The organism is Vreelandella sulfidaeris Esulfide1 (assembly GCF_054072535.1).
The window spans coordinates 459,522-484,253 of record NZ_CM133364.1; the positions used below are offsets into that span (position 1 = coordinate 459,522).

21 protein-coding genes are annotated in these 24,732 nt (G+C 55.5%); 20 read left to right on the plus strand and 1 reads right to left on the minus strand.

The annotated features are described in order from the left end of the window. Positions 1-25: 25 nt before the first annotated feature. The 12 genes from ispC (at position 26) to tilS (ending at position 15,834) form a co-directional block, all read left to right on the plus strand. Positions 26-1,207 (plus strand): 1-deoxy-D-xylulose-5-phosphate reductoisomerase, encoded by a 1,182-nt coding sequence (ispC, locus tag ACW44H_RS02245; protein ID WP_457508898.1) that lies wholly within the window; start codon positions 26-28, stop codon positions 1,205-1,207. Between the two features lie 49 nt (positions 1,208-1,256). Beyond that, a complete protein-coding gene (gene rseP / locus ACW44H_RS02250; RefSeq protein ID WP_457506540.1) occupies positions 1,257-2,615 on the plus strand; it encodes an RIP metalloprotease RseP in 1,359 nt (452 codons plus the stop codon). Between the two features lie 100 nt (positions 2,616-2,715). Next, positions 2,716-5,067, plus strand: coding sequence for an outer membrane protein assembly factor BamA (gene bamA, locus ACW44H_RS02255; protein ID WP_457506542.1), 2,352 nt, complete (start codon positions 2,716-2,718; stop codon positions 5,065-5,067). Between the two features lie 102 nt (positions 5,068-5,169). Further along, on the plus strand, positions 5,170-5,670 hold the full coding sequence (locus ACW44H_RS02260) for an OmpH family outer membrane protein (protein ID WP_457508900.1): 501 nt from the start codon (positions 5,170-5,172) through the stop codon (positions 5,668-5,670). A 53-nt stretch (positions 5,671-5,723) separates the two neighbouring features. Next, the gene (lpxD, locus tag ACW44H_RS02265) at positions 5,724-6,758 is read left to right on the plus strand and encodes a UDP-3-O-(3-hydroxymyristoyl)glucosamine N-acyltransferase (protein ID WP_457506544.1); all 1,035 of its coding nucleotides are present in this window, start codon (positions 5,724-5,726) and stop codon (positions 6,756-6,758) included. A 159-nt stretch (positions 6,759-6,917) separates the two neighbouring features. Next, the gene (gene fabZ / locus ACW44H_RS02270; RefSeq protein ID WP_113268511.1) at positions 6,918-7,361 is read left to right on the plus strand and encodes a 3-hydroxyacyl-ACP dehydratase FabZ; all 444 of its coding nucleotides are present in this window, start codon (positions 6,918-6,920) and stop codon (positions 7,359-7,361) included. Further along, positions 7,358-8,125, plus strand: a complete 768-nt coding sequence (lpxA, locus tag ACW44H_RS02275; RefSeq protein WP_457506546.1) for an acyl-ACP--UDP-N-acetylglucosamine O-acyltransferase — start codon at positions 7,358-7,360, stop codon at positions 8,123-8,125. The genes fabZ and lpxA overlap by 4 nt, the downstream gene beginning before the upstream one ends. A gap of 17 nt (positions 8,126-8,142) precedes the next feature. Next, positions 8,143-9,315, plus strand: coding sequence for a lipid-A-disaccharide synthase (lpxB, locus tag ACW44H_RS02280; RefSeq protein ID WP_457506548.1), 1,173 nt, complete (start codon positions 8,143-8,145; stop codon positions 9,313-9,315). After that, a complete protein-coding gene (gene rnhB / locus ACW44H_RS02285; protein ID WP_457506550.1) occupies positions 9,305-9,952 on the plus strand; it encodes a ribonuclease HII in 648 nt (215 codons plus the stop codon). Before lpxB ends, rnhB begins: the two co-directional genes overlap by 11 nt. A gap of 38 nt (positions 9,953-9,990) precedes the next feature. After that, positions 9,991-13,497, plus strand: a complete 3,507-nt coding sequence (gene dnaE / locus ACW44H_RS02290; protein WP_457506552.1) for a DNA polymerase III subunit alpha — start codon at positions 9,991-9,993, stop codon at positions 13,495-13,497. A gap of 101 nt (positions 13,498-13,598) precedes the next feature. Continuing rightward, entirely contained in the window at positions 13,599-14,555 is a 957-nt protein-coding gene (accA, locus tag ACW44H_RS02295) for an acetyl-CoA carboxylase carboxyl transferase subunit alpha (protein WP_113268891.1), read from the plus strand. Further along, on the plus strand, positions 14,536-15,834 hold the full coding sequence (tilS, locus tag ACW44H_RS02300) for a tRNA lysidine(34) synthetase TilS (protein WP_457506554.1): 1,299 nt from the start codon (positions 14,536-14,538) through the stop codon (positions 15,832-15,834). The genes accA and tilS overlap by 20 nt, the downstream gene beginning before the upstream one ends. Here tilS and ppx read toward each other — a convergent pair. Then, on the minus strand, positions 15,809-17,362 hold the full coding sequence (ppx, locus tag ACW44H_RS02305; protein WP_457506556.1) for an exopolyphosphatase: 1,554 nt from the start codon (positions 17,360-17,362) through the stop codon (positions 15,809-15,811). The two genes, tilS and ppx, sit on opposite strands and share 26 nt — an antisense overlap. A gap of 516 nt (positions 17,363-17,878) precedes the next feature. Between ppx and rho the strand changes: the two genes are divergently transcribed. The 8 genes from rho to ACW44H_RS02345 all read left to right on the plus strand — a co-directional run bounded on the left by rho (position 17,879) and on the right by ACW44H_RS02345 (position 24,723). Next, on the plus strand, positions 17,879-19,138 hold the full coding sequence (gene rho, locus ACW44H_RS02310; protein ID WP_113268517.1) for a transcription termination factor Rho: 1,260 nt from the start codon (positions 17,879-17,881) through the stop codon (positions 19,136-19,138). Positions 19,139-19,187: 49 nt separating this feature from the next. Continuing rightward, a complete protein-coding gene (gene ubiD, locus ACW44H_RS02315; RefSeq protein WP_457506558.1) occupies positions 19,188-20,684 on the plus strand; it encodes a 4-hydroxy-3-polyprenylbenzoate decarboxylase in 1,497 nt (498 codons plus the stop codon). A 44-nt stretch (positions 20,685-20,728) separates the two neighbouring features. Further along, complete coding sequence (locus ACW44H_RS02320; RefSeq protein WP_457506560.1) at positions 20,729-21,469, plus strand: FAD-binding oxidoreductase; 741 nt, start codon at positions 20,729-20,731, stop codon at positions 21,467-21,469. A 107-nt stretch (positions 21,470-21,576) separates the two neighbouring features. Next, positions 21,577-21,705 carry a hypothetical protein gene (locus tag ACW44H_RS02325; protein ID WP_274541997.1) on the plus strand — a complete coding sequence of 43 codons (129 nt, stop codon included), beginning with the start codon at positions 21,577-21,579 and terminating at the stop codon, positions 21,703-21,705. A gap of 385 nt (positions 21,706-22,090) precedes the next feature. Further along, a complete protein-coding gene (locus ACW44H_RS02330) occupies positions 22,091-22,252 on the plus strand; it encodes a hypothetical protein (RefSeq protein WP_167408765.1) in 162 nt (53 codons plus the stop codon). Between the two features lie 2 nt (positions 22,253-22,254). Further along, complete coding sequence (locus tag ACW44H_RS02335; RefSeq protein WP_113268520.1) at positions 22,255-23,355, plus strand: 3-deoxy-7-phosphoheptulonate synthase; 1,101 nt, start codon at positions 22,255-22,257, stop codon at positions 23,353-23,355. Between the two features lie 78 nt (positions 23,356-23,433). Continuing rightward, entirely contained in the window at positions 23,434-23,946 is a 513-nt protein-coding gene (locus ACW44H_RS02340; RefSeq protein WP_113268521.1) for a DUF3087 family protein, read from the plus strand. 45 nt (positions 23,947-23,991) lie between these two features. Then, positions 23,992-24,723 (plus strand): MliC family protein, encoded by a 732-nt coding sequence (locus ACW44H_RS02345; protein WP_457506563.1) that lies wholly within the window; start codon positions 23,992-23,994, stop codon positions 24,721-24,723. Positions 24,724-24,732 lie beyond the last annotated feature (9 nt).

Sequence of the window (24,732 nt, forward strand, 5' to 3'; positions counted from 1 at the left end):
TCAGCGGGCCACTACTCATCGATCGATGCAGCGCGTGACGGTGCTCGGGTCGACAGGCTCTATCGGCACCAGCACGCTGGATGTGATTAGTCGTCACCCCGACCGGTATAGCGTCCACGCCCTCACCGCGCACACCTCGAAAGAATCGCTGCTCGCTCAGTGTTTGGCGCATCGACCCGCTGTCGCCGTATTGAATGAGGAAGCCGATGCCGTTTGGTTACGTGATGAGCTTAAGCGTGCTGGCCAACCCACCGAGGTGAACGTAGGGCAAGAGGCACTTTGCGAAGTTGCTCGAGACGCTAGCGTAGACTGTGTGATGGCGGCCATTGTGGGCGCCGCGGGCTTACTGCCTGCGCTGGCAGCCGCTGAGGCGGGAAAGCGCGTGCTATTAGCCAATAAAGAGGCACTGGTGATGAGCGGCGCACTGTTTATGGATGCTGTTACACGCGCGGGCGCAACGCTATTACCAATTGATTCCGAACATAATGCCATCTATCAGTGTCTACCTACGGAGCATCGTGGTGGCTTGGCACGTCACGGCATATCCCAACTGCTACTAACGGCTTCTGGGGGGCCGTTCCGAACCTGGAGCCAGGCCGATATCAACAATGTCACTCCCGAGCAGGCCTGCGCTCATCCGAACTGGTCAATGGGGCGTAAAATATCGGTGGATAGCGCCACCTTGATGAATAAAGGGCTGGAGCTGATTGAGGCCTGCTGGCTATTTGATGCCACTCCCGAGCAGATCCAGGTAGTGGTACACCCGCAAAGCGTGATTCATTCCATGGCTGCGTATCACGATGGCTCGGTGATTGCGCAGCTAGGTAATCCTGATATGCGTACCCCTATTGCCTATGGGCTAGCGTGGCCTGAACGAATTGACGCCGGGGTCGAAACACTGGATCTTTTCCAAGTGGCACGGCTCGATTTTGAACCCCCTGATGAAGCCCGCTTCCCCTGTTTGGGGCTTGCTCGTGAAGCAATGCAGGAGGGGGGGATGGCGCCTGTGGTTTTAAACGCGGCCAATGAAGTGGCTGTTGAAGCTTTTCTCCAGCGTCAGCTCGGTTTTACAGCCATTGGTCAGCTGGTGGCCGAAGTCCTGTCGCGGCCCTATGAAGGTCGTGTCGACAGCCTTGAAAGCGTTTTAGCAACGGATCAATGGGCGCGGCAACAGTCGCTGGAACTGATAACACGATGGTCCGCTTAAGCATTCGCTGGGCTGGTCGTAAAAGCGGGGCGTTAAGGAGTACTGTGGTGTGGGCCTGATACAAAATATTTTAGCGGTCATTGTAGTGCTGGGCTTGTTAGTGACCTTCCATGAGTTTGGGCACTTTTGGGTGGCTAGGCGCTGCGGTGTCAAAGTACTGCGTTTTTCGGTGGGGTTTGGCAAGCCGCTGTGGTCGCGGGTGGACCGACACGGCACAGAATATGCGATAGCGGCGATTCCGCTGGGCGGCTATGTCAAGATGCTGGACGAGCGCGAGGCGCCTGTGCCAGAAGATCAACTCGATCAGGCATTTAACCGCAAGACCGTTTGGCAGCGCATTGCAATAGTGGCCGCAGGGCCTGTCGCCAATTTTTTGCTAGCGATCGTTGCCTACTGGGCGTTGTTTGTCGCCGGTACCACGGTGGTGTCGCCGATGGTAGGAAGTGTTGCGCCTGACTCTCCCGCCGCGGAGGCAGGGCTTGCCGAAGGTCATGAAATTGTCGCCATTCAGGGCGATGAGATGCGTTCGTGGGAAGATGTTAATCTAAAGCTGGTGTCGATCATTGGCTTCAGTGGTGAATTGAATATCGACGCGCGCCCTGAAGGCGCGTCTGACGCGCAGCGCTATGGGTTGCCCGTCAATGATTATTTGGTTCGCCAAGACCCGCCGCAGCCATTGCAAACGCTCGGTATTACCCCATGGCAGCCGGAATTTCCGGCTGTTTTAGGCCAAGTCGTGAGCGGGGAGGCCGCAGATCAGGCAGGCCTAGAAGCTGGCGATAGGATGGTGGCGGTTAATGGCGAACCAGTGGATGACTGGATGCACTTCGTCAATATCGTGCGCGGTAGTCCTGGCGAAACACTGCAACTTACCTACGAGCGTGATGGCGAGCAGGAAACCGTTAATTTAACGCCTGGGCGTAACAGCCTAGAAACGGGAGATGAGATTGGCTATATCGGTGCAGGCGCCCAGCAGGTCGAGTGGCCAGCTGCGTTTCAGCGTGAGATACGCTATGGCCCGGTCGAAGCGGTAGGTCAGGCGCTTTCACGCACCGGTGAGATGACGCTGCTCACTATCGACGCGATTCGAAAGATGTTGGTAGGTCTTATTTCGCCCTCCAACCTGTCGGGGCCAATCACCATTGCGCAAGTCTCGGGCGATTCAGCCCGTGCAGGAGTGGAAGCGTTTGTCGGCTTTCTAGCGTATCTTTCCATCAGCCTTGGGGTGCTTAACTTACTGCCTATCCCCGTGCTCGATGGTGGTCACTTGCTTTATTATTTTATGGAGGTCGTGCGTGGACGACCCGTATCGGAAAAAACCCAAGCCGTAGGGTTACGTATTGGGCTTGCCATGGTCGGCACCCTGATGTTGATGGCCCTCTATTTTGATCTGATGCGCCTGTGGTAATGACGCGTGTAGCGCGCAGGATGCCTTGTCATCTGCCTGCACAAATGTATATGGTGCCTTTCTGGAATAATAGGCAGACCAACGCGAGCGAATTGACTGCATGAAAATCAAGACCCTTGGAATGGCGGCACTCTTGCTGATGGGCGCTAGCGGCGCTCAAGCACAATCCTTTAATGTTTCTGACATTCGAGTGGAAGGACTGCAGCGGGTTTCCGCCGCCTCGGTCTTCAATGCATTCCCTGTGAGTGCCAATGAGAGCGTCAGCGAAGCGCAGCTGGCTGCCGCTGCTCGTGACTTGTTTGCCACTGGGCTATTCGACGATGTCTCTCTGGCACGCGAGGGAGATGTGCTCGTTATTCAAGTCGTCGAGCGCCCAACCATTGCGCGGCTACAGATTAGTGGCAACGACCAGATATCCGAAGAAGACCTGCGCAATGGCTTGCGCGAATCAGGCCTCTCTGAGGGCCAGGTGCTGGAGCTTTCTACGCTTGAGGAGATTCAGCGCGAACTGGAAGGTGTCTACCAGTCTCAAGGTCGCTACAGCGCCAGTATCGATACCGAAGTTGAAGAAGTTGATGAAGGCCGGGTACAGGTCAATATCAATATCAACGAAGGCGAAGTCGCCAAAATTCGACAGATCAATATTGTCGGCAACGAGGCTTTTGATGACGAAACGCTGCGTGAGGTATTCGAGCTAAATGACCGGCCTGGGCGCTTTTTTGGCTGGTTCTCAAGCGACGAGTATTCACGTGAAGCACTGTCCGGTGACATTGAGCGGCTGCGTTCGTTCTACTTGGATCGTGGCTACGTCAACTTCGATGTTGCCTCGACCCAAGTATCGATTGGTCCAGAAAAATCCGAAATATTTATTACCCTGAATGTCGATGAAGGCAATCAGTATCGCGTGGGCGATATCCGTTTCGCGGGCGATCTGCAGATCAGCGAAAATGAAGCTCGGCAATTGCTTACCATCGAAGAGGGTGAGATTTTTTCCCGGGGCGATGTGAATGCGTCTACGGAAGCTTTGCGTCAGCGCCTCGGCGCCGAAGGCTTCGCATTTGCTGATATTCAGGGCGTGCCCGAAATGTCAGATGATGGTGAAACGGTTGACCTGGTCATTGCTATCAATCCCGGTGAACGTGCCTATGTACGCCGTATTGAGTTCTACGGGAATACGACTACCCAAGATGAAGTACTGCGACGTGAAATGACGCAGTTGGAAGGCGCGCCTGCCTCCACTGAAGCCATTACGCAGTCACGGCAGCGGCTTGAGCGGCTGGGCTTTTTTAGCCAGGTCGAAGTGGATACGCAGCCTGTACCTGGCAAGCCAGACTTGCTGGATGTGACCTATAACGTCGAAGAACAGCCCTCGGGGTCCGTCTCTGCAAGCGTAGGTTTCTCCCAGAGTGCCGGGGTTATTTACGGGGTAGGTCTATCGCAGAATAACTTCCTGGGCACGGGTAACCGGGTCAATGTGGGGGCGCAGCGCAGTGATACTTTTACCAGCGTTAACTTTGGCTTTACCGACCCGTACTGGACGTTGGATGGCATTTCGCGCGGTTATAATCTGTTTTATCGCGAAACTGACTATGCCGATTCGGATATTTCGACATACTCGACGGATGCTTACGGCGCCGGTATCAACTTCGGTTACCCCGTCAGCGAGCTGTCTCGCCTCAATTTTGGTGCCAGCCTTGAAGATCTGACGGTAAAAACTTATAACGATACAGCCTCGGAAATTCGCCGTTACGTCGATGAGCAGGGTGAAAATGCGCAAAGCTTAAAACTAACCGCCAGCTGGACGCGCAATAACCTCAACCGAGGTATCATGCCGACCGATGGAAGCTACCAACGCTTGTCGTTGGAAACCGGTGTGCCGGGAAGTGATGCGGAGTACTACAAACTGCGTGCGCGAGCCCAACAGCTCTTCCCGATTAATGATGATGAATCGTGGGCATTCAAATTTACCGGCAATGTCGGCTATGCCGATACATTGGGCGGCAATGATCCTTACCCTTTCTATGAAAACTTCTACGCGGGCGGCCTTGGCTCGGTGCGTGGTTTCACGTCGAATACACTCGGTCAGCGCACCACGCCGGCCACTGAAGGCGGCCGTGATCGTACCCTCGGCGGTAACGTTTCAGTAGAAGGCAGCGCTGAAATCATTTTCCCGCTGCCCTTTATCGAAGATCAGCGTGCCCTGCAAACATCACTGTTTTTAGATGGGGGTAATACCTTCCTGAGTTCTTGTTATGACGTACTCGATGAAGACGCAAATCGTCAACAATGCAGCTCTGGCGTCGACTTGGGCGATTTGCGCTACAGCGCTGGTATCGGTCTTTCTTGGCTGACGCCGGTTGGCCCGCTGACCTTTAGCGTCGCCGAACCATTAAACGATGAGAGCGGTGACGATACACAGTTCTTCCAGTTCTCATTAGGGCAATCGTTCTAAGGGCAGCCGTTCGAAGGGCAGTCGTTCGAAGGGCAGTCGTTCTAATTTTGCTAGATTGCGTACCATGGTGGCGCGCCTAGCGTGATCTAAGGAGTTAACATGATGCGTAAACTGACAGCGGTTGTATGCCTGTTGGGCGCGATGATTTTGCCTGCTCACGCTGCGGAAGTAGCAGTGTTAGACTGGCGAGCGGCATTGATGAATACTCAATCCGCGCAAGAGTCACTGAGTAGTCTTGAAGGACAAATCGGCAATCAACAGCGTGAAGCTCAGAGCCTTGGGAACGAGCTCCAGCAGCTCCAGCAGCGCCTGCAAAACGAAGGCGAAACGATGGCGCAGTCCCAACGCGAGTCCCTGATGAGTGAGTTGCAGCAAAAAGGCAGCCGTTTTGAACAGCTGCGCCAGGAAGTCATGCAGGCACAGCAGCGCTCCGAACAGCAGTTCCTGGAAGATGCTGAGCCGAAACTGGAGCAAGCCGTCGCAGAGGTACTGGAACGCCACGGCATTGATGTGCTGGTCGAGCCCCAGGGGGTACTGCATTCAGGGGTTGATCTGCCTAATTTGACCGATGAGGTCACTGAGATTTTTAATACCTTAAATTAATTTTAAACGATGACTGGTGTGGCCCAGCCACACCAAAGCTTCCCTGGGTTCCCATGACGCACGCTTCTTATCACCTTACCCTTGCAGACATTGCGCACCATTTGGGTATTGCCGTTAGCAGCAATGCCCAACAGCCGATACGTGGTTTGGCAACGCTAAAAGAAGCGCAGTCGGATCAAGTGGCTTTTCTAGCCAATCGCGCCTATCTGAAAGATTTGGCATCGACTAAGGCCGCGGCAGTATTACTGCACCCTGAGCATGGCAAGCACTGCCCGGTACCGCGCCTTGAGATCGAAAACCCTTATTTAGGCTACGCCAAACTATCGCAGCTGTTTGATCCGTTACCCGCTCGCGACGTGGTGGGTATTCACCCGACTGCGGTTGTCGCTGATGATGTGCAGGTAGGCGCAGATGTCTCCATTCAAGCGCATGCCGTGGTTGAATCTGGTGTGGTGCTGGGTGACCACGTGGTGATCGGGGCCGGCAGCGTTGTCGGGGCTGACTGCACCATCGGCGCAGCAACGCGTTTACATGCCAATGTTACTCTGTGCCACGGCGTGGTGATTGGTAAACGGGGCATATTGCAAAGCGGCTGCGTTATCGGTGGTGATGGCTTTGGTTTTGCCCATGACGGCACAGGCTGGCATAAGATTGCCCAGTTGGGTGGTGTCGTGCTGGGAGATGACGTTGAAGTGGGGAGCTGTTCGAGCATTGATCGTGGCGCGTTGGGTGATACCGTGATTGGCGATGACGTCAAAATTGATAGTCAGGTGCAAATTGCTCATAACGTCATCATTGGCGACCACAGCGCGCTAGCGGGATGTGTGGGTATTGCGGGCTCTACCAAAGTTGGCAGGCATTGCATGCTGGGGGGTGGGGTTGGTTTAGCTGGCCATCTGACTATCTGCGATGGTGTCCAAGTGACGGGAATGAGTTTGGTAACAAACTCGATTCATGAACCTGGGGTTTACTCCTCCGGTACCGGTGCTATGGCCAATACCCAGTGGCGTAAAAATGCAGTCCGCTTTAAACAGCTCGATGACATCGCTAAGCGCCTAGCGAGGTTGGAAAAAAAGCAGCGCGATTAGTACGAATAATGGATAACAGCTGAATGGTGTGCCTACTGCTGGCGTAAAACTAGGCGGTAGTGGGGTATAATCCACAGCCTTTTAGCCAGTCTGCGTGCTGGTATTTGCCTGACTCTCTTCATGAGCTCCAGGTTTTTTGTCATTTTAGAGGTCGCTACGATGGTTATGGATATTAATGAGATTCGCGAATACTTGCCCCACCGTTACCCCTTTTTGTTGGTGGATCGAGTAACGCAATTGACCACTGGCGAATCCATCGTTGCGTACAAGAATGTCAGCATTAATGAACCGTTCTTCAACGGCCATTTTCCCCATCATCCGATTATGCCCGGTGTGTTAGTGCTCGAAGCACTCGCCCAAGTATGTGGCATTCTTGGTTTTAAAACGGTCAATAAACTACCTGCTGATGGCTACGTCTATTATCTGGTCGGCAGCGATAATGTCCGTTTTAAGCGTCCGGTGATGCCGGGTGACAAGCTCACGCTAGAAGCTGACGTTATTAAAGGGAAACGGGGTATCTGGAAATTTGCCTGCCGCGCCAAGGTTGATGGTGAGTTGGCCTGCGAAGCGGAAATCATTTGTGCCGAGAGGAAGGTGGCTTGATACATCCTACTGCACTGGTCGACCCGACGGCGCGTCTTGCTGACGATGTTGAGGTAGGCCCTTTTAGCATCATCGGCCCAGATGTCAGTATTGGCGCTGGTTCGGTGATTGGCCCGCATGTGGTGGTGAAAGGTCCCACTACATTAGGCGAACGGACGCGTATTTTTCAGTTTGCATCCGTTGGCGAAGACTGCCAGGACAAAAAATACGCAGGCGAACCAACGCGGTTAGTCATGGGCGATGATAACGTCATTCGCGAAGGCGCTACGATTCATCGTGGCACTATCCAGGATCGCAGCGAAACCACGGTTGGTTCACGCAATCTATTTATGGCCTATGTCCATGTTGGTCACGACTGCGTGATTGGTAGCGACTGCATTCTGGCCAACCAAGTCACCCTGGCTGGCCATGTGACCATTGGTAATTATGTCATTCTGGGTGGTCTGGCGGCAGTGCATCAGTTCTGCCATTTTGGCGATCATGCCATGGCAGGCGGTGGTTCGATTATCACCAAGGATACGCCCGCGTACATCATGATCAACGGCAACCCTGCTGAGGCGCGCGGTCTCAATCTAGTGGGCTTAAAGCGGCGTGGTTTTAGCCGCGAGGCGATTAGTGCCTTAACCGCTGCCTATAAGATGGTTTATCGTCAAGGGCTAACGACCGAGCAGGCGCTGGCTGAGATGCGTAGTCGCTTTCAATTACCTGAGGTCGAACATTTTGCAGCTTCCATTGAGCGTTCGACCCGCGGCATTACCCGATAACCCATGCTAGCGCTCTTATGACCTTGCAACGCGTCTACCTAGTGGCTGGAGAACTTTCTGGCGATATTCTTGGCGCTGGACTGATGCGTGAACTCAAAGCACGCCATCCAGGCATCGAGTTTCGTGGTATCGGCGGGCCGCGTATGCAGGCCGAAGGCATGGAAAGCCGTTTTCCCCTCGAAACGCTGGCGGTAATGGGGCTGGTGGAAGTGCTTAAGCACCTTCCTGAACTGATCCGTGTGCGGCGTATTCTAAAAGCCGAAGCTTTGGCTTGGCAGCCGGATATTATGCTGGGTATCGATGCGCCTGATTTCAATTTAGGTCTGGAGCGTCAGCTCCGCGAAGCGGGCATTACTACCGCCCACTACGTGAGTCCTTCCGTATGGGCGTGGCGCCAGGGGCGGGTAAAAGGTATCGCCAAGTCAGTGGATGGCATGCTGACACTGCTGCCTTTTGAAGCCGCCTTCTATCGCGAACACCGTGTTCCCGTTGCTTTTGTGGGTCATCCTCTGGCTGACGAAATGCCGCTGGAAAATGACCGTACTGCTACCCGCCAAGCGCTGGAGCTGGCGCCTGATAGCCAAGTGTTGGCGCTGCTGCCCGGCTCCCGCGCTAATGAAATTCGCTTTTTGGGTGACACTTTTCTTAACGCCGCCGAACAGCTCTGCCAACGCCATCCCGCCTTACAGGTGGTAATTCCCGCGGCCACCGCTGACCGTCGCCGGGAAATTAGCGCACTGCTGGCTAATTACCCCTTGCTTGTGGAGCGTACTGTACTGCTGGATGGTCAGGCCCGTGAGGCCATGATAGCCAGCGATATCGTGCTGTTGGCCTCGGGAACCGCTGCGCTGGAAGCCATGCTGTGCCACCGCACCATGCTGGTGGCCTATAGAATGGCCCCCGCCACCCACTGGCTGGCCAAGCGGTTGGTTAAAACGCAGTGGGTGTCCCTGCCTAACCTGATTGCCCAGGAAACGCTGGTACCTGAACTAATTCAAGAAGCCGCCTCGCCGGAGGCGATTGCCGACCAGCTCAGCGCCATGTTGGCGGACGAAGATAGCCGCCATGCCCTGGAAGCGCGCTTTGCCGAGATGCACGCTACGCTTCAGCGCAGCGCCAGCCGTCGCGCTGCCGTGGCAATTGGCTTGTTAGCCGCAGGGCAGCCGCTGGAGCGTATGGATGGCGAATAAGGCGATGGCCATTGAGCATTGGTTGATCGAGCACAAGGATTTCCCACCATTAGAAATTGCCTACAGCGGTGAGCGGCTGGCGGGTGTTGATGAAGTAGGCCGAGGGCCACTGATCGGCAGCGTGGTGGCCGCGGCGGTCATTCTCGATCCCGCGCAGCCGATTGACGGTCTTACCGACTCTAAAAAATTGACGGCGCGCAAGCGTGAAGCGCTGGATGTGCAGATTCGTGAGCGAGCGCTGGCGTTTGCCGTGGCAGAAGCCAGCGCTGCTGAAGTGGATGGGCTGAATATTTATCACGCCACTCACTTAGCCATGCGTCGAGCCATCAATGCGCTGGCACCGGCGGCGGAATATCTACTCGTGGATGGCAATAAATTACCTGGCCATCTGCTGCCTGGCCAGGCAGTGGTTAAGGGCGATTCACGTCACTGTGCCATTGCCGCGGCATCAATTTTGGCCAAGGTCGCTCGCGACGCGCAGATGGTCGTCTTGGATGAGTGCTATCCTGAGTATGGTTTTGCGCGTCATAAAGGCTACCCGACCAAAGAGCATTTGGCGGCGCTTGCAGCTCACGGGCCACTGGCCGAACATCGTCGTAGCTTCGCGCCTGTGCAGCGTCAGTTGGCGCTGCTTTAACGTATTTCTTCTTCATCTAGCGTTTTTCTGAGAGTCTCATGACGGTCCCGTTCGTTCATTTACGTTTGCACAGTGAATACTCCCTGGTCGACGGCCTGGTTAAGCTCAAATCGCTGGTCAGCACGACTGCTGAGCGGGCGATGCCAGCGCTGGCCTTGACCGATGAAACCAACCTGTTCGGTCTGGTGAAGTTCTACAAAGCCGCCCAAGGGGCGGGATTGAAGCCGATCATCGGCAGTGATTTATGGCTGCAGAATCCTCATGACGAGTCCCACCCTTACCGGCTAACACTGCTGGCGATGAACGATGTTGGCTATCGCAACCTGACCGAGTTGATCTCGAAAGGTTGGACGCACGGTCAACGTCAGGGGCGCGCCATTCTTGATAAACAGTGGGTGCTGGAACAGAGCGAAGGGTTGATTGCGCTTTCCGGTGCGCGGGAAGGTGAGATTGGCCGCCACCTGCTATCTGATCACGAACAGGACGCGCGGGTACTACTCGAAGAGTGGCAGGCGGCATTTCCCGAGCGCTTTTATCTAGAGTTGGTTCGCACCGGGCGCCCGCTGGAAGAAGCCTGCGTTCACGCCAGCGTCAAGCTGGCGATTGAGACAGGCACCCCGGTGGTGGCGACCAACGATGTGCGCTTTCTTGAGCGCGACGATTATTGGGCCCACGAGACTCGCGTCGCCATCGGTGAAGGTAAAGCGCTGGACGACCCGCGTCGCGAGCGCCGCTACACCGAAGAGCAGTACCTAAAAAGCCCCGACGAGATGGCAGCGCTGTTTGCCGATATCCCTGAAGCGCTGGAAAACAGCGTGATGATCGCCGAGCGCTGCAGCGTGGACGTGCGCCTGGGCGAGATTTTCCTGCCCGAGTTCGGCATTCCCGAAGGCATGACCCAGGATGAGTTCTTCCGCAAGGTCTCCCACGATGGGCTGACGGATCGCCTCGACTTTCTGTTTCCCGCTGAGCGCTATCCCCGCGACAGCGATGAGTATAAAGCGATTGACCAGCGCTATCGTGACCGGCTGGAGTTTGAGCTCAACGTTATTATCCAGATGGGGTTCCCCGGCTACTTCCTGATCGTGATGGACTTTATCCAGTGGGCCAAGGACAACAGCGTGCCGGTAGGCCCGGGGCGTGGTTCCGGTGCTGGTTCGTTGGTGGCCTACGCACAAAAAATTACCGATCTGGATCCGATCGGCTACGACCTGCTGTTCGAGCGCTTTCTTAACCCAGAACGTGTTTCCATGCCTGACTTTGACGTCGACTTCTGCATGGAAAAACGCGACAAGGTGATCGAGTACGTGGCCGAGCGCTACGGGCGCAACGCGGTCTCCCAGATTGTCACCTTTGGCACCATGGCGGCGAAGGCCGTGGTGCGAGACGTTGCCCGTGCCCAGGGCCGCCCCTACTCGCTGGGCGACAAGCTCTCCAAGTTGATTCCGTTTGAAGTGGGTATGACCCTGGCCAAGGCGATTGAGCAGGAACCTGCGCTCAAAGAGTTTATCGGCAACGACGAAGAGGCCGAAGAGATCTGGGAGATGGCGCTCAAGCTTGAGGGCACCACCCGGGGCACCGGTAAGCACGCCGGTGGCGTGGTCATCGCCCCCACCAAGCTGACTGATTTCTCACCGCTGCTCTGCGATGAAGATGGCTCTGGCTTGGTGGTCCAGTTCGATAAAAACGATATTGAAGAGGCCGGGCTGGTCAAGTTCGACTTTCTGGGCCTGCGCACGCTGACGATTATCGACTGGGCGCTGGAGATGGTCGACAAGGTGCGCAGCGTCAATGGTGAGGGGCCGCTTAATATCGACAGTATCCCGCTGGACGACGCGCCGACCTTCGAGATGCTCAAGCGCGCCGAAACCACGGCAGTGTTCCAGCTCGAATCTCGTGGCATGAAAGAGCTGATCAAGCGCCTGTTGCCCGACTCACTAGACGACATGATCGCCCTGGTGGCGCTGTTCCGCCCCGGTCCGCTGCAGTCGGGCATGGTGGACGACTTTATCAACCGTAAGCACGGCCGGGCCGAAGTATCTTATCCCCACCCGGATTATCAGCACGAGCTGTTGAAACCGGTGTTGGCGCCCACCTACGGCATTATTCTTTACCAAGAGCAGGTCATGCAGATCGCTCAGGTGATGGCGGGCTATAGCCTTGGCCAGGCCGATATGCTGCGCCGGGCCATGGGTAAGAAAAAGCCCGAAGAAATGGCCAAGCAGCGCGACGGCTTTATGGAAGGCTGCGCCGCCAACGGTATCGATAAAGATCTGGCCGGTAACATCTTTGACTTGGTAGAAAAGTTCGCCGGTTACGGCTTCAACAAGTCGCACTCGGCTGCCTACGCGCTGGTGTCTTATCAAACGGCGTGGCTCAAAGCCCACTATCCGGGACCGTTTATGGCCGCCGTTATGTCCACGGAAATGGACAACCTGGATAAAGTGGTACCGCTGATTGAGGAGTGCCGCAACCTCAAGCTGACCGTCACCCCGCCGGATGTCAATGTGGGTGGCTACAAGTTCACCGTCGATACCGATGCGCGTGTAGTCTACGGCTTAGGCGCGATTCGGGGCGTGGGCGAAGGCCCGATTGGCGCCATTGTCGAAGCCCGTCAGGCAGACGGTCCGTTTAAGGATATCTTTGATTTCTGCCGTCGTATCGACCCTAAACGGATGAACAAGCGCACCCTGGAAGCACTGATTCGTTCCGGTGCACTGGATACCATCGGCCCTAACCGCGCAGTGCTGTTTGCCGCCATGGAAGACGCGCTAAAAGCCGCCGCTCAGAACCACACCAATCAAAATCTGGGTATGCTGGATATGTTTGGTGATGCGTTTACCGAGAGCGACGACAGCGACAACAACGTTTACGCCGAGTATATCAATGCGCGTGAGTGGACCGATCGCGAACGGCTCTCGGGGGAGAAAGATACCCTGGGGCTTTACCTAACGGGGCACCCCATCGACGAGTACGAGCGAGAGTTGAAGCGCTTTGTCTCGACGCGGATCAGCGATTTAAAACCCTCTCGCGACCCCCAGCGCGTTGCTGGATTAGTAGTCGGCGTGCGCACCATGAAGTCCAAGCGTGGTGATACCATGGCGTTTATCACCTTGGATGACCGTACCGGGCGTATTGAAGCTTCGTTGTTTGGGGAGCTGTTCGAGCAGCTGCGCGGTCAGATTGAGGCCGATCAGGTGTTAATCGTTGAGGGCGAAGTCTCCAGCGACGAATTCTCTGGCGGTCTGCGTCTACGCGGTAAAGACGTTACACCAATGGTGACGGCGCGCATTCGCTACGGCCAGGCGGTGGAACTTGCACTGGACGCGGGGCAGATCAATGGTCGCTTAATTGAAACCCTGCGCGACAGCCTGACGCCGTATCGCGATCAAGAGGGTTTACCGGTGCGCCTGCAGTACCGTCACCCGGCCGCAGTGGCTTGGCTGGAGCTTGCCGATGAGTGGAAAGTCGCGCCTAGCGATGATTTATTGCTGGCACTAAGGGATGTGCAGGGGCAGGCAGGCGTGCAGCTGCGCTATCGCTAGAAAGGAGCCGTGTGGGCACCACCCTTGCGCAGCAGGGTCAGGGTGCGATAATACTTATTTCGATCAGGCTTGTTTTTAACAAGCAGCTTAAGGCAGAGCCGATGAATCCTAATTATCTCGATTTTGAACAGCCCATTGCCGAACTACAGGCAAAAATTGAAGAGCTGCGGTTAGTCAGCTCCGATAGCCAAGTGAACCTTTCAGACGAGATTTCTCGGCTGGAAGAGAAAAGCCGCAAGCTGACGGAATCGATCTTCAAGGATTTGACTCCCTGGCAGGTTTCTCAGCTATCACGGCATCCCCAGCGTCCCTATACGCTGGACTATCTTGAGCACATTTTTACTGACTTTGACGAATTGCACGGCGACCGTAACTTTGCCGACGATGCCGCGCTGGTGGGAGGCGTTGCCCGCTTAAATGACGCGCCGGTGATGGTGATCGGCCATCAGAAAGGCCGCGATGTAAAAGAGAAAGTGCGCCGTAACTTCGGTATGCCACGCCCCGAAGGTTATCGCAAAGCGTGCCGCCTGATGGAAATGGCCGAACGTTTTAAAATGCCGATTTTGACCTTTATCGATACCCCCGGCGCCTACCCAGGTATCGACGCGGAAGAGCGCGGCCAATCAGAAGCCATCGCCTATAACCTGGCCGTCATGTCGCGACTGAAAACACCGATTATTTCCACCGTGGTGGGCGAAGGTGGCTCTGGCGGCGCGCTGGCCATTGGCGTATGTGACGAGCTACAAATGCTGCAGTACTCCACCTACTCGGTGATCTCACCGGAAGGCTGCGCCTCAATTTTGTGGAAGAGTGCTACCAAAGCTTCTGATGCCGCCCAAGCGATGGGGATCACCGCTGAGCGCCTGAAAGAGCTTGGGTTTGTCGATTCGCTGATTAAAGAGCCGCTCGGTGGGTCACATCGCCATCCGCTCACCACGGCTGAACGGGTCAAAGAGGCCCTGACAGCAAGCCTGGAACGGTTGCAGTCGATGGAGACCGAGGCACTGTTGGAACGTCGCTATCAACGTCTGATGAGCTATGGCGCCCCAGCCGCTTAATACGCTGCAAAACTTGCTCAATGACGCCCTGGCGGAAACCCCGCCGGGGCGCTCTATTTGGGTGGCACTCTCGGGTGGTTTAGACTCCTGCTTGCTGCTTGCGTTAGCTGCGACAGTCTGCGAACAAGCTGATCGCTCGCTGCACGCCATTCATATCAACCACGGTCTGCAAGCAGCAGCGCTGAATTTTGAAGCGCACTGTCGGGCGTTGTGTGAGCGAACCAATGTCCCTCTGAGGGTGGTCAATGTGGCGGTAGATACACAAGGCGAGGGCATTGAAGGCGCCGCTCGCAACGCCCGCTACAAAGCCTTTTTTGCCCACATTCCCACTGGCGATACGCTCTGGTTGGCCCAGCACCAGGACGATCAGGCGGAAACCTTTCTACTTGCGGCCCTACGCGGCAGCGGTGTGCGCGGCTTAGCCGGCATGCCTTTTCGGCGCGACGCCCAGGGCGTTTCGCTGGTTCGACCGTGGCTAGCAGTGCGCAGGGCAGTGATTGAAGCAGCGGCGCATGCGAACAACCTGCCTTGGTGCGAAGACCCTACCAATAGCGACATTGCGCTTGATCGCAACCGTTTACGCCACCAGGTACTGCCGACACTCCGCGAACGCTGGCCTACGGTAGACGAAGCCTTGGCGGGTAGCGCCGCTCATGCCAGTGAAGCCGATACGTTATTGACCGAATATGCGCAGGCCGAGCTAATGACGCTAGGCGGCTGCCGCCATTCCATCGATGCTACCGCGTTGGGGGCACGCTCGCGCCCCCGCCAACGGTTGTTGGTGCGTACCTTCTGCCAGCAGCAGGGCGTACCAACGCCGCCACAAAAGCGCTTAGAGAGCCTGTTGGATCAGTTGTCAGCGAGGGCTGATGCCGAGGTGTGCGTGGAGTGGCAGGGTGCTCAGGCACGCCTGTGGCGTCAACGGCTCTACCTGATGGCTCCCCTTGAGCCGCTAGCGCCTTGGGAGGCCTCTTGGGACGGCGAAACGCCGCTTGAGACACCACTAGGGTCGTTAGACTGGCAAGTAGTGCTTTTCCAGCCGCTGTCTCAACGACTCAGGGTCACTTGGCGGCAGGGGGGCGAGGTCATTCAACTTGCTGGACGGGGGCGGCGCGATTTAAAGCGGCTGCTCCAAGAAGCAGATGTGCCGCCCTGGGAGCGCGAGCGGCTAGTGGTGATCATGCAGGCTGAGGCGTGTATCGGTGTCATTCGCCCACCCAACGAGCTGCTATGGCAGGCTGAGAGGGTCGCGTTTAGCCGTCTGTCTTCGTCTGTTTAATCGAGAGTTTAAAACCAGCGGCTTCCATAAACACCTGTTCCTGCTCCAAGTCGGTGCTCAGTAGGGTAGGCTCGTCGCTTTCAGGTAGCGTAATCGTCAAACTGTCACTGTCGGCGCTTAACGCCGGTAGCGCTGGCGCTGTTTCAGGGCGCGAATGGTTGAGCAGTACGGCTAAACGCAGCAGCCGGGCGAGCTTCTGAGTGACTGCCTGCTGCGCATCGGGCAGTGCCTGCCACTCTTTAAGCGGAAATTTACGCCGATGGGCACGCACTAAAAACGCCAGCTGTCGCTGCTCGGGGCGCGAAAAGCCAGCCAGGTCGGAGTGCTCCAACAAATACGCGCCGTGACGATGAAACTGGCTATGGGAGATCGCTAGACCGATTTCATGTACGTGGCTGGCCCACTGCAAATAGCGCGCTTGGTCGGGATTGAGCGACCAAGCATGGCGCACCTGATGAAACAAACGCTCGGCGGTATCGGCGACATTGAGCCCTTGGCGGGTATCAACGTCGTAGGTGCGCTTCAGTGATTCCAGGCTTTTCGAGCGCGAATCCTCCGCGCTGTTGCGTCCGGCCATGTCGTAAAGCACGCCTTCACGCAGAGCGCCGTCGGCGAAGCGCATCTGAGTTAAATCAAAGGCTTCAAAAATCGCCCCAAGAATGGCAACGCCCGCTGGGAAGACTTTGGCGCGGTCGGCCTTGAGGCCTTCCAGCTCGACTTTGTCCAGCTGTTTGCACTTGAGCAGGCGCTCGCGCAACTTCTTCAATCCGCCTCGGGTGATAACACCTTCGTGAGGCGTATCGCCATAAGCGTACAGGACGCTGGCGGCGGCCTTGATCGTGCCGCTTGAGCCGACCGGGTCATCCCAGCCTAAGCGTTGGTAAGGGCGCTGAATATTGGCCAGCTCCGAAAGGGCGGCTAGCTCAGCACGGCGCATGCGTTTTTCGTTTAACTCACCGTCGGGGAAGAAACGCCGGGAAAAGGTGACGCAGCCCATGCGTAGGCTTTCCAACGCCTTGGGTTCAAATGCTTCGCCGATGATAAATTCGGTCGAGCCTCCGCCAATATCGACTATCAGGCGTCGGCCGTTTTCTGCCAGGGCGTGCGCCGCACCTAAATAGATCAGGCGGGCTTCTTCACGACCGGCAATAATTTCAATGGCGTGACCTAGCTGGGCCTCGGCGCGCTCGATAAATGCTTGGCTATTATGGGCATCACGTAACGCGTTAGTGCCCACGATGCGCAAATTGGCATCAGTAATATCGCTTAAAAACGGTGCGAAGCGCCCCAAACAGTCCAAAGCGCGCTGCATAGCGGCTTCGCTGAGCAGACCGTCATCGTCTAAGCCAGCAGCGAGCTGCACTTTTTCACCTAAGCGGGCCACCACTTGGAGGCGTTCATGTTGATAGTTGGCCACCAGTAGGTGAAAGCTGTTGGAGCCCAGGTCAATAGCGGCTAGGCGCTGCGGTGCACTGTTATCTGTCTCAGCGGCAGAGTCGGCAATGGGAGGTGAAATGTCCTTGTGCATAAGCTTTCCTTCGTGATGGCTGTGCCAAGGTTGCGGCGACCTTTATCTATTGTCAATTGCCAAAGGCTTGCGTTTGTCGCGGCGCTTGACTACCATCGAACAACTGGCCTGATCTGACCTGGTTAGTTAGTGTGTTCGAAAGCACGTCGTTGTTTAGGTGAGCCATTAGTTAGATAAATCATCTTGCATGCGTCGTTCAAGTACGGCACCTTGGTCGCCCCAGACGTTACTTACTGTTTATCCCGTTAGCGTCAGCCAGAATTCCAAGTCGTCAGATAGCCCACTGGTTCAGGCACTCTTCTGTGTGAACCAGATTAAGCAAGTGTTAGCACCCTCGAGTTGAGCCTTAATGATGACAAGCAATGGTGTTATCCGTTAAGTTCAACCAAGTTCCTTTCATTTCGAGCGCGTGCCTTTAGTGGGGTCTGAACGCATCACACGGCGTCACTTTCACGCCTCCTGTCTTACTCCCGGCGCCTGGCGCCCAGCTTCCATGAGCAACTTTCTAACACACCGATGAATCTCACTGAACTCAAGCAAAAAACCGTTCCCGAGCTCCTCGATATCGCCCGTGAAATGGGTATTGATAACTTGGCCCGTTCGCGCAAGCAGGACATCATTTTCGCCATCCTCAAAAAACACGCCAAAAGTGGCGAGGATATCTACGGCGACGGTGTGCTGGAAATTCTTCAGGATGGCTTTGGCTTCCTGCGTAGCGCTGACAGCTCTTATCTCGCCGGCCCGGACGATATTTACATTTCGCCCTCGCAGATCCGCCGTTTCAATCTGCGCAAAGGCGATTCCATTTCAGGCAAAATCCGTCCGCCGAAGGAGGGTGAGCGCTATTTCGCCCTGCTGAAGGTCAGTCAAATCAACTTTGACCGTCCGGAAAACGCCAAGCACAAGATCCTGTTTGAGAACTTAACGCCACTGTTCCCAGACGACCGTTTGCGTATGGAGATTGGTAACGGCTCCACGGAAGACCTGACCGCGCGGATCATCGATCTAACCGCGCCGATCGGTAAAGGTCAACGTGGTTTGCTGGTATCGCCGCCCAAGGCGGGTAAGACGCTGATGTTGCAAAACATCGCGACTTCCATCACGCGCAACAACCCAGAGTGTCATTTGATCGTTCTGCTGATCGATGAACGCCCTGAGGAAGTGACCGAAATGTCGCGCACCGTGCGTGGCGAAGTAGTCGCTTCGACCTTCGATGAGCCGCCGGCGCGTCACGTGCAAGTAGCCGAAATGGTCATCGAGAAAGCCAAGCGTTTGGTTGAGCACAAGAAAGACGTGGTCATCCTGCTCGACTCGATTACTCGTCTCGCGCGTGCCTACAACACCGTGGTACCCAGCTCTGGCAAAGTACTGACCGGTGGTGTCGATGCCCACGCCCTGGAGAAGCCGAAACGCTTTTTTGGTGCGGCGCGTAACATCGAAGAGGGCGGCAGCCTGACGATTATCGCCACGGCGCTGGTCGATACCGGCTCCAAGATGGACGAAGTCATCTTCGAAGAGTTCAAGGGTACCGGCAATATGGAAGCCCACCTGGACCGCAAGCTGGCTGAGCGTCGCGTTTTCCCGGCGATCAATATTCGTCGCAGCGGCACCCGTCGTGAAGACCTGCTGGCCTCTGAGGATGAAATGCAGCGCATGTGGATTCTGCGTAAGCTGCTCAACCCCATGGAAGACACCGCCGCTACTGAATTTCTGATTGACCGTCTAAAAGATACCAAGACCAATCTTGAATTCTTTGAAGCGATGAAGCGCCGCTAACGTTGATCAAAACGGGTAGAGCGGCGCATCGCCAGTCAGGGAGCGTGCCTTGAAGTACAAAGACTTACGCGAGTTCATCGCGGCGCTTGAAGCGCAGGGTGAACTCAAGCGTATCCATATCGAAGTCGACCCTTATCTGGAAATCACTGAAATTTGTGACCGCACGCTGCGTGCCGGTGGTCCGGCGTTGTTATTTGAAAACGTCAAAGGCCACGACATGCCGCTGCTGGGCAATCTGTTTGGTACGCCCAAGCGGGTTGCGCTGGGCATGGGTCAGGACTCGGTAGAAGCGCTCAGAGAAGTAGGTAAGTTGCTGGCTTTTCTCAAAGAGCCTGACCCACCCAAAGGCTTGAAGGATGCCTGGGGCAAGCTGCCGATCTTCAAGCAAGTGCTCAGCATGGGCCCGAAAAACGTTAAACATGCACCGGTGCAAGAAGTGGTGTATGAAGATGACGAGGTTGATCTCGGCCTACTGCCGATTCAGCACTGCTGGCCTGGCGATGCGGGGCCGCTGGTCACCTGGCCATTGGTCATTACCAAAGGACCGCTCAAGGCACGCCAGAACCTAGGCATCTACCGTCAGCAAAAAATTGCCAAGAACCGCCTAATCATGCGCTGGCTTTCTCATCGTGGTGGGGCGTTGGATTTCCTGGAATTTCAGAAAGCCCATCCTGGCGAGCCCTTTCCCGTTGCGGTGGCGCTCGGCGCTGACCCAGCGACAATTTTGGGCGCGGTTACTCCCGTACCGGATACGCTCTCGGAGTATGCCTTTGCCGGGCTACTGCGCGGCTCGCGCACTGAACTAGTAAAGTGCGGCCACGCAGACCTTGATGTGCCCGCGTCGAGCGAGATTATCCTCGAAGGTTTTATCTACCCCGATGATATGGCCGCGGAAGGCCCTTTTGGTGATCACACTGGTTACTACAATGAGGTTGACCACTTCCCGGTATTTACTGTTACCCGAATGACCATGCGCCGCGATGCGATTTACCATTCCACGTACACGGGGCGTCCACCTGATGAGCCGGCGATTCTGGGCGTGGCGCTGAACGAAGTGTTTGTGCCCATCCTGCGCAAGCAGTTTCCCGAAATCGTTGACTTTTACTTGCCACCGGAAGGCTGTTCCTACCGGATGGCGGTGGTCACTATGAAAAAACAGTACCCTGGTCATGCCAAGCGCGTGATGATGGGGGTCTGGAGTTTCCTGCGTCAGTTCATGTATACCAAGTTTGTGATCGTGTTGGATGACGACGTGGATGCACGCAATTGGGAAGATGTCATCTGGGCGATCACCACACGGATGGACCCTGCACGGGACACCGTGATGGTCGAAAATACGCCGATTGATTATCTCGATTTCGCTTCACCGGTCTCAGGCTTAGGTTCGAAAATGGGGTTAGACGCTACCAATAAGTGGCCGGGGGAAACCGACCGCGAATGGGGTACTCCCATTGTGATGGATGAAGCCGTTAAAGCGCGGGTCGATGAACGCTGGGAAGCATTGGGTATAGGCCTTGAATTGCCACCCTCTCGCCACGGTCGTTGATCATGGGGCGTATCGCTGATCGAATTTGCAAAAAAGAGGCTTTCATGAGTGCAAGGACGTTGACTTGCCAAGTCACCGAGGTTGAGAACTTAAACTCCGATGTGTTTGGTGTCACGCTGGTAGGGCGTGCGGAAGCCATGCAGCATGAGCCGGGGCAATATTTAGAACTTAAGTTAGACGATACAACATGGGTGCCGTTTTCAATTGCTAGCTTCGATCGTGGTAATGGCCTTGTTGAACTGCATATCCAGCACTGGCCAGAGCGTGACAACTCTGCGCGGCTGCGTGAGCTGCTTCAGGTAGCCAGCCAGCTTACGCTACGTTTGCCGGGCGGTGAATGCATGCTTGACCGTCAAAGCGAGCGGCCGTTAATGCTAATAGCTGCAGGCACAGGCTTCTCTCAGATGAAAGCGATTACTGAAGCGGTGCTCCACGAGCAGCCGGAGCGGGAAATCTCGCTATGGTGGGCAGCACGGGAGCATCGTGATCTTTATTTGGAACAGTTAGCCAGCCACTGGGCGCAAACCCACGCTAACGTCTCGTTCCATGCAGTGACAGAGCTACCATTAGAAGAACCGTTGGCAGTGGGAGAACGAATTAGCCATCATCAGGGGCGCATTGACCACGTCTTAAAAGCTGCTGAGATTACCCCGGATACCCACGACGTTTATATTTCGGGCTCACCCGGCATGGTGTACGCCTGTGTGGACGTCCTTGAAGATAAAGGTGCGAAATTGGAACGGGTGTTTTCGGATGTGTTTGCTTACGCACCGCGGGCTAACTAATATAACGCCCCTGAGCTTTACTACTGCTTTGGCATAGCGCTTTGGCACAGCACCGTTATAAACAGCACCGATATAAATAAATAGCACCGTTATAAAGGGAGGCTAATATGGCCCATCACGACGAAGACTATAAAGACGAATCTGGCTTTCTATCCATTTTTCTAGGCGTGGTTGTGTTGGTTGGCATGGCAGCGTTGCCTGCCACGATTGGCTGGATACAAGCATTTGTCGGTTAAGTGTTGCCATTTGCAACGCTTGCAGGCAGGATAAATTAAAGCGCCATAGCGGCAGCCTTAGCGGACAAGACTTTCGGGCTAGCCTTTACCAGCGGAACTAACGGAATAGAGACATGCAGCGACTTATCACGCCATGCACAATGAAACCACAGCCAGATATGGCTGACGGCGTGTGCGTGGACGTAGGTATAGATCGTGGCTGCGCAGTCTCTTATTGGTATTGGTTTAGCCACGGTGTGCCCTTGGCCGACGCCTAATGTCGCGCCACCAGGCACACCACTCGGTTGCCTGCCGCAAGCACAAAAGCCCCGGTCGGTAACCCCCGCCGGGGCTTTTGGCGTTTTAGGGTTTATTTATCATTATTATTTCATCAAGGAGCTACATCATGATTTATCGCGCACTGACTAACGCTTTCGCTATCGGCTTTGTGGGTTATGGCTATGGCTGGCGATTTAGCGATGCGCGATCGGTGCTAGCTGCCACCTCCGATCGTGTGCGCCTGGGTGGTCACTTAGACACACGAAGTCATACGATTACGGAGAATTAATCATGAATGCGTCCATCAGTTCCGTTGTAAGTAACCCCCTAGTCAACGCTACCCACGTTACTTCGCAGCTTTCGTCTACAGACCCTTTTGAAGCCACAGCCAAAAGGCTGCCTACGCCGGCTGAGCTGCGTCAACGTATTTCGCTAAATGCCCCGCTAAGTGAGCAAATTGCCCGCCAGCGCCATGCTGTGCAGCAAATTTTAAGTGGCCATGATGACCGGCTATTGGTCGTTGTAGGTCCCTGCTCTGTGCACGATCCCGACGCAGCGCTTGAATACGCTGACCGCTTGGCGGCGCTGAGTGATGAGGTGAGTGAACAGATTCTACCCGTCATGCGTGTCTATATTGAAAAGCCTCGCACCACCGTGGGCTGGAAAGGGTTAGCCTATGACCCTGGACTGGATGGTCGCGGTGATATGTCCCGCGGTTTGGCCCTCTCACGTGAATTAATGCTCGCCGTGGCTGCGCGTGGCCTGCCGGTAGCCACCGAACTTTTGCAACCGATGCTGGCGCCCTATTTAGATGACTTACTGAGTTGGGTAGCAATCGGTGCCCGCACGACCGAGTCGCAGTTGCACCGTGAGCTTGCCAGTGATCTCGCAGCTGCGGTGGGGTTTAAAAATGCGACTAGCGGCGATGTTCAGGTCGCTATTGATGCCATGAGCGCCGCCGCTCACCCACACCAACGTTTCACGGTAGATTTTCAAGGCTGTCCGGTGGTTCAGCAAACCGTGGGTAATCCTCACACCCATGTGGTTCTGCGGGGTGGTCATGGTGAGCCCAATTACCAGGCGCAACACGTTCGGGCGGCTACCGCCGCGTTGCGTAATGCCGGGCAAAATCCTCGGTTGATGGTAGATTGCAGTCATGCCAATGCGCGTAAAGACCATCGCCGCCAAAGCGAGGTTATGTTGGATGTATTAGCTCAGCGTCAGGCGGGGGAAGCCAACCTGGTGGCACTGATGCTGGAAAGTCATCTCTTTGAAGGTAAGCAGCCACTAAAGCCCGGTGCACTACGCTACGGTGTCTCGGTCACCGATGCGTGTGTCGGCTGGGAAACCACCGAGCATCTGTTAAAAACGGCCGCTGAGCGTTTAAGTTAAGCCCTCACTTACACTATTACTTGTTTGCCCTGGCCAGCCCCGTATCATAGAGCGTTTGCAGAAACAGTGAGGCTGGCCATGGTATTTACCTTAGAACATCACGACCCCGAGACCTACCGCCGCAAAGCCCGCATGATCAGTTTTGCCATGGCGGGGCAACTGATTATTTTTGGCCTTCTGTTTTCAATGCTTTTAACGTCCACCTTTGGCAGCAGCTTCTGGCTAAATGCGTTAGGGGTGCTACTTGGCCTGCTGGCCACCAGTGCGCTGTTTGCCGCACTACGTGAGCGCCCATGGATGACCGAGGTGCGCTATGTCTGGCAGCTCAAGCATCACTTGTCGCAAGTCAGCGGCTATCTTTCTCAACTACGCAAAGCGGTGGAAGAAAATAACCGTACAGCGCTAGACCTGCTTACTTTCTATCATCAGGGCATGGCGCAGTTGGCAGAGCTTAATGGCCGTACCACAGACGACGATTCTGAGCGGCTAGCTGAAAAGATGCAGATTAAAATCAAACGTGAAGAGATGGGGTTGCCCCCGCAGGTACAGAGTATCGATACGAATGATCTGCAGGCATTCAAGCGCGGATAAGCCATACAGACAGCAAAAGAAATAGACATAAAGGGAGCGTGGTGTATGAAGGTGTTAAACGCATGGGGTGGAGCCGTCGTCGCAGCGGGGGCGATGGTCATCATCGGGGGGTGTGCGGCGACGCCTTCCTCAGAAACGTCTGCTGCCAATCAAGCCGCGCAGGATAACCGAGCCCCCTTTTTTCCATCGTCGCTTTTCCCCGGTTCTGCGCAGCGCTTTGACGCTTGGCATTGTGAGCCTGCTCGGCAGCATTTGGTGACCGCTACCAACGCCAATGATCTACGTCTTTGGTCGTTGCACGGCGCATGGCGGTTGCCCCAAGCGGTAGTGGCCAGCGGCGCTCGCTATCAAGACGGCGAAATTAGCTTTTGGAACCGGGGTGAGAAGGCGCTCGTCGAGACGCCGCGAGGCCAGCTGCAATGCACATTGGCCGAGCATCGTGATGCGTTAACCCGTACTGAGCAACCCGGCGTGATGTTCTTTGGCCGCGGCAATGAGCCGGGCTGGTCAGTTGCCTTGGCAAACGAGACGCCAACACTAACGATGGAGCTCAACTATGGGGAAGAGAGTGTGCAACAACCCTATATGGTGAGTGTGATGGATAATGAAGCAGGGCGGGTAGTGCTTGAAAATGCCGATGTGACGCCATTTTTTCGTGTACGCATCGAAGCTGGTGCCTGCTTTGACAGCATGAGCGGCAAGCCTTTTCCTGCCCGGGTCACGCTAACCTATAATGGCGAACAATACAGTGGCTGTGGCCAAGGTATCGCTCCCTAGTACGTTAGT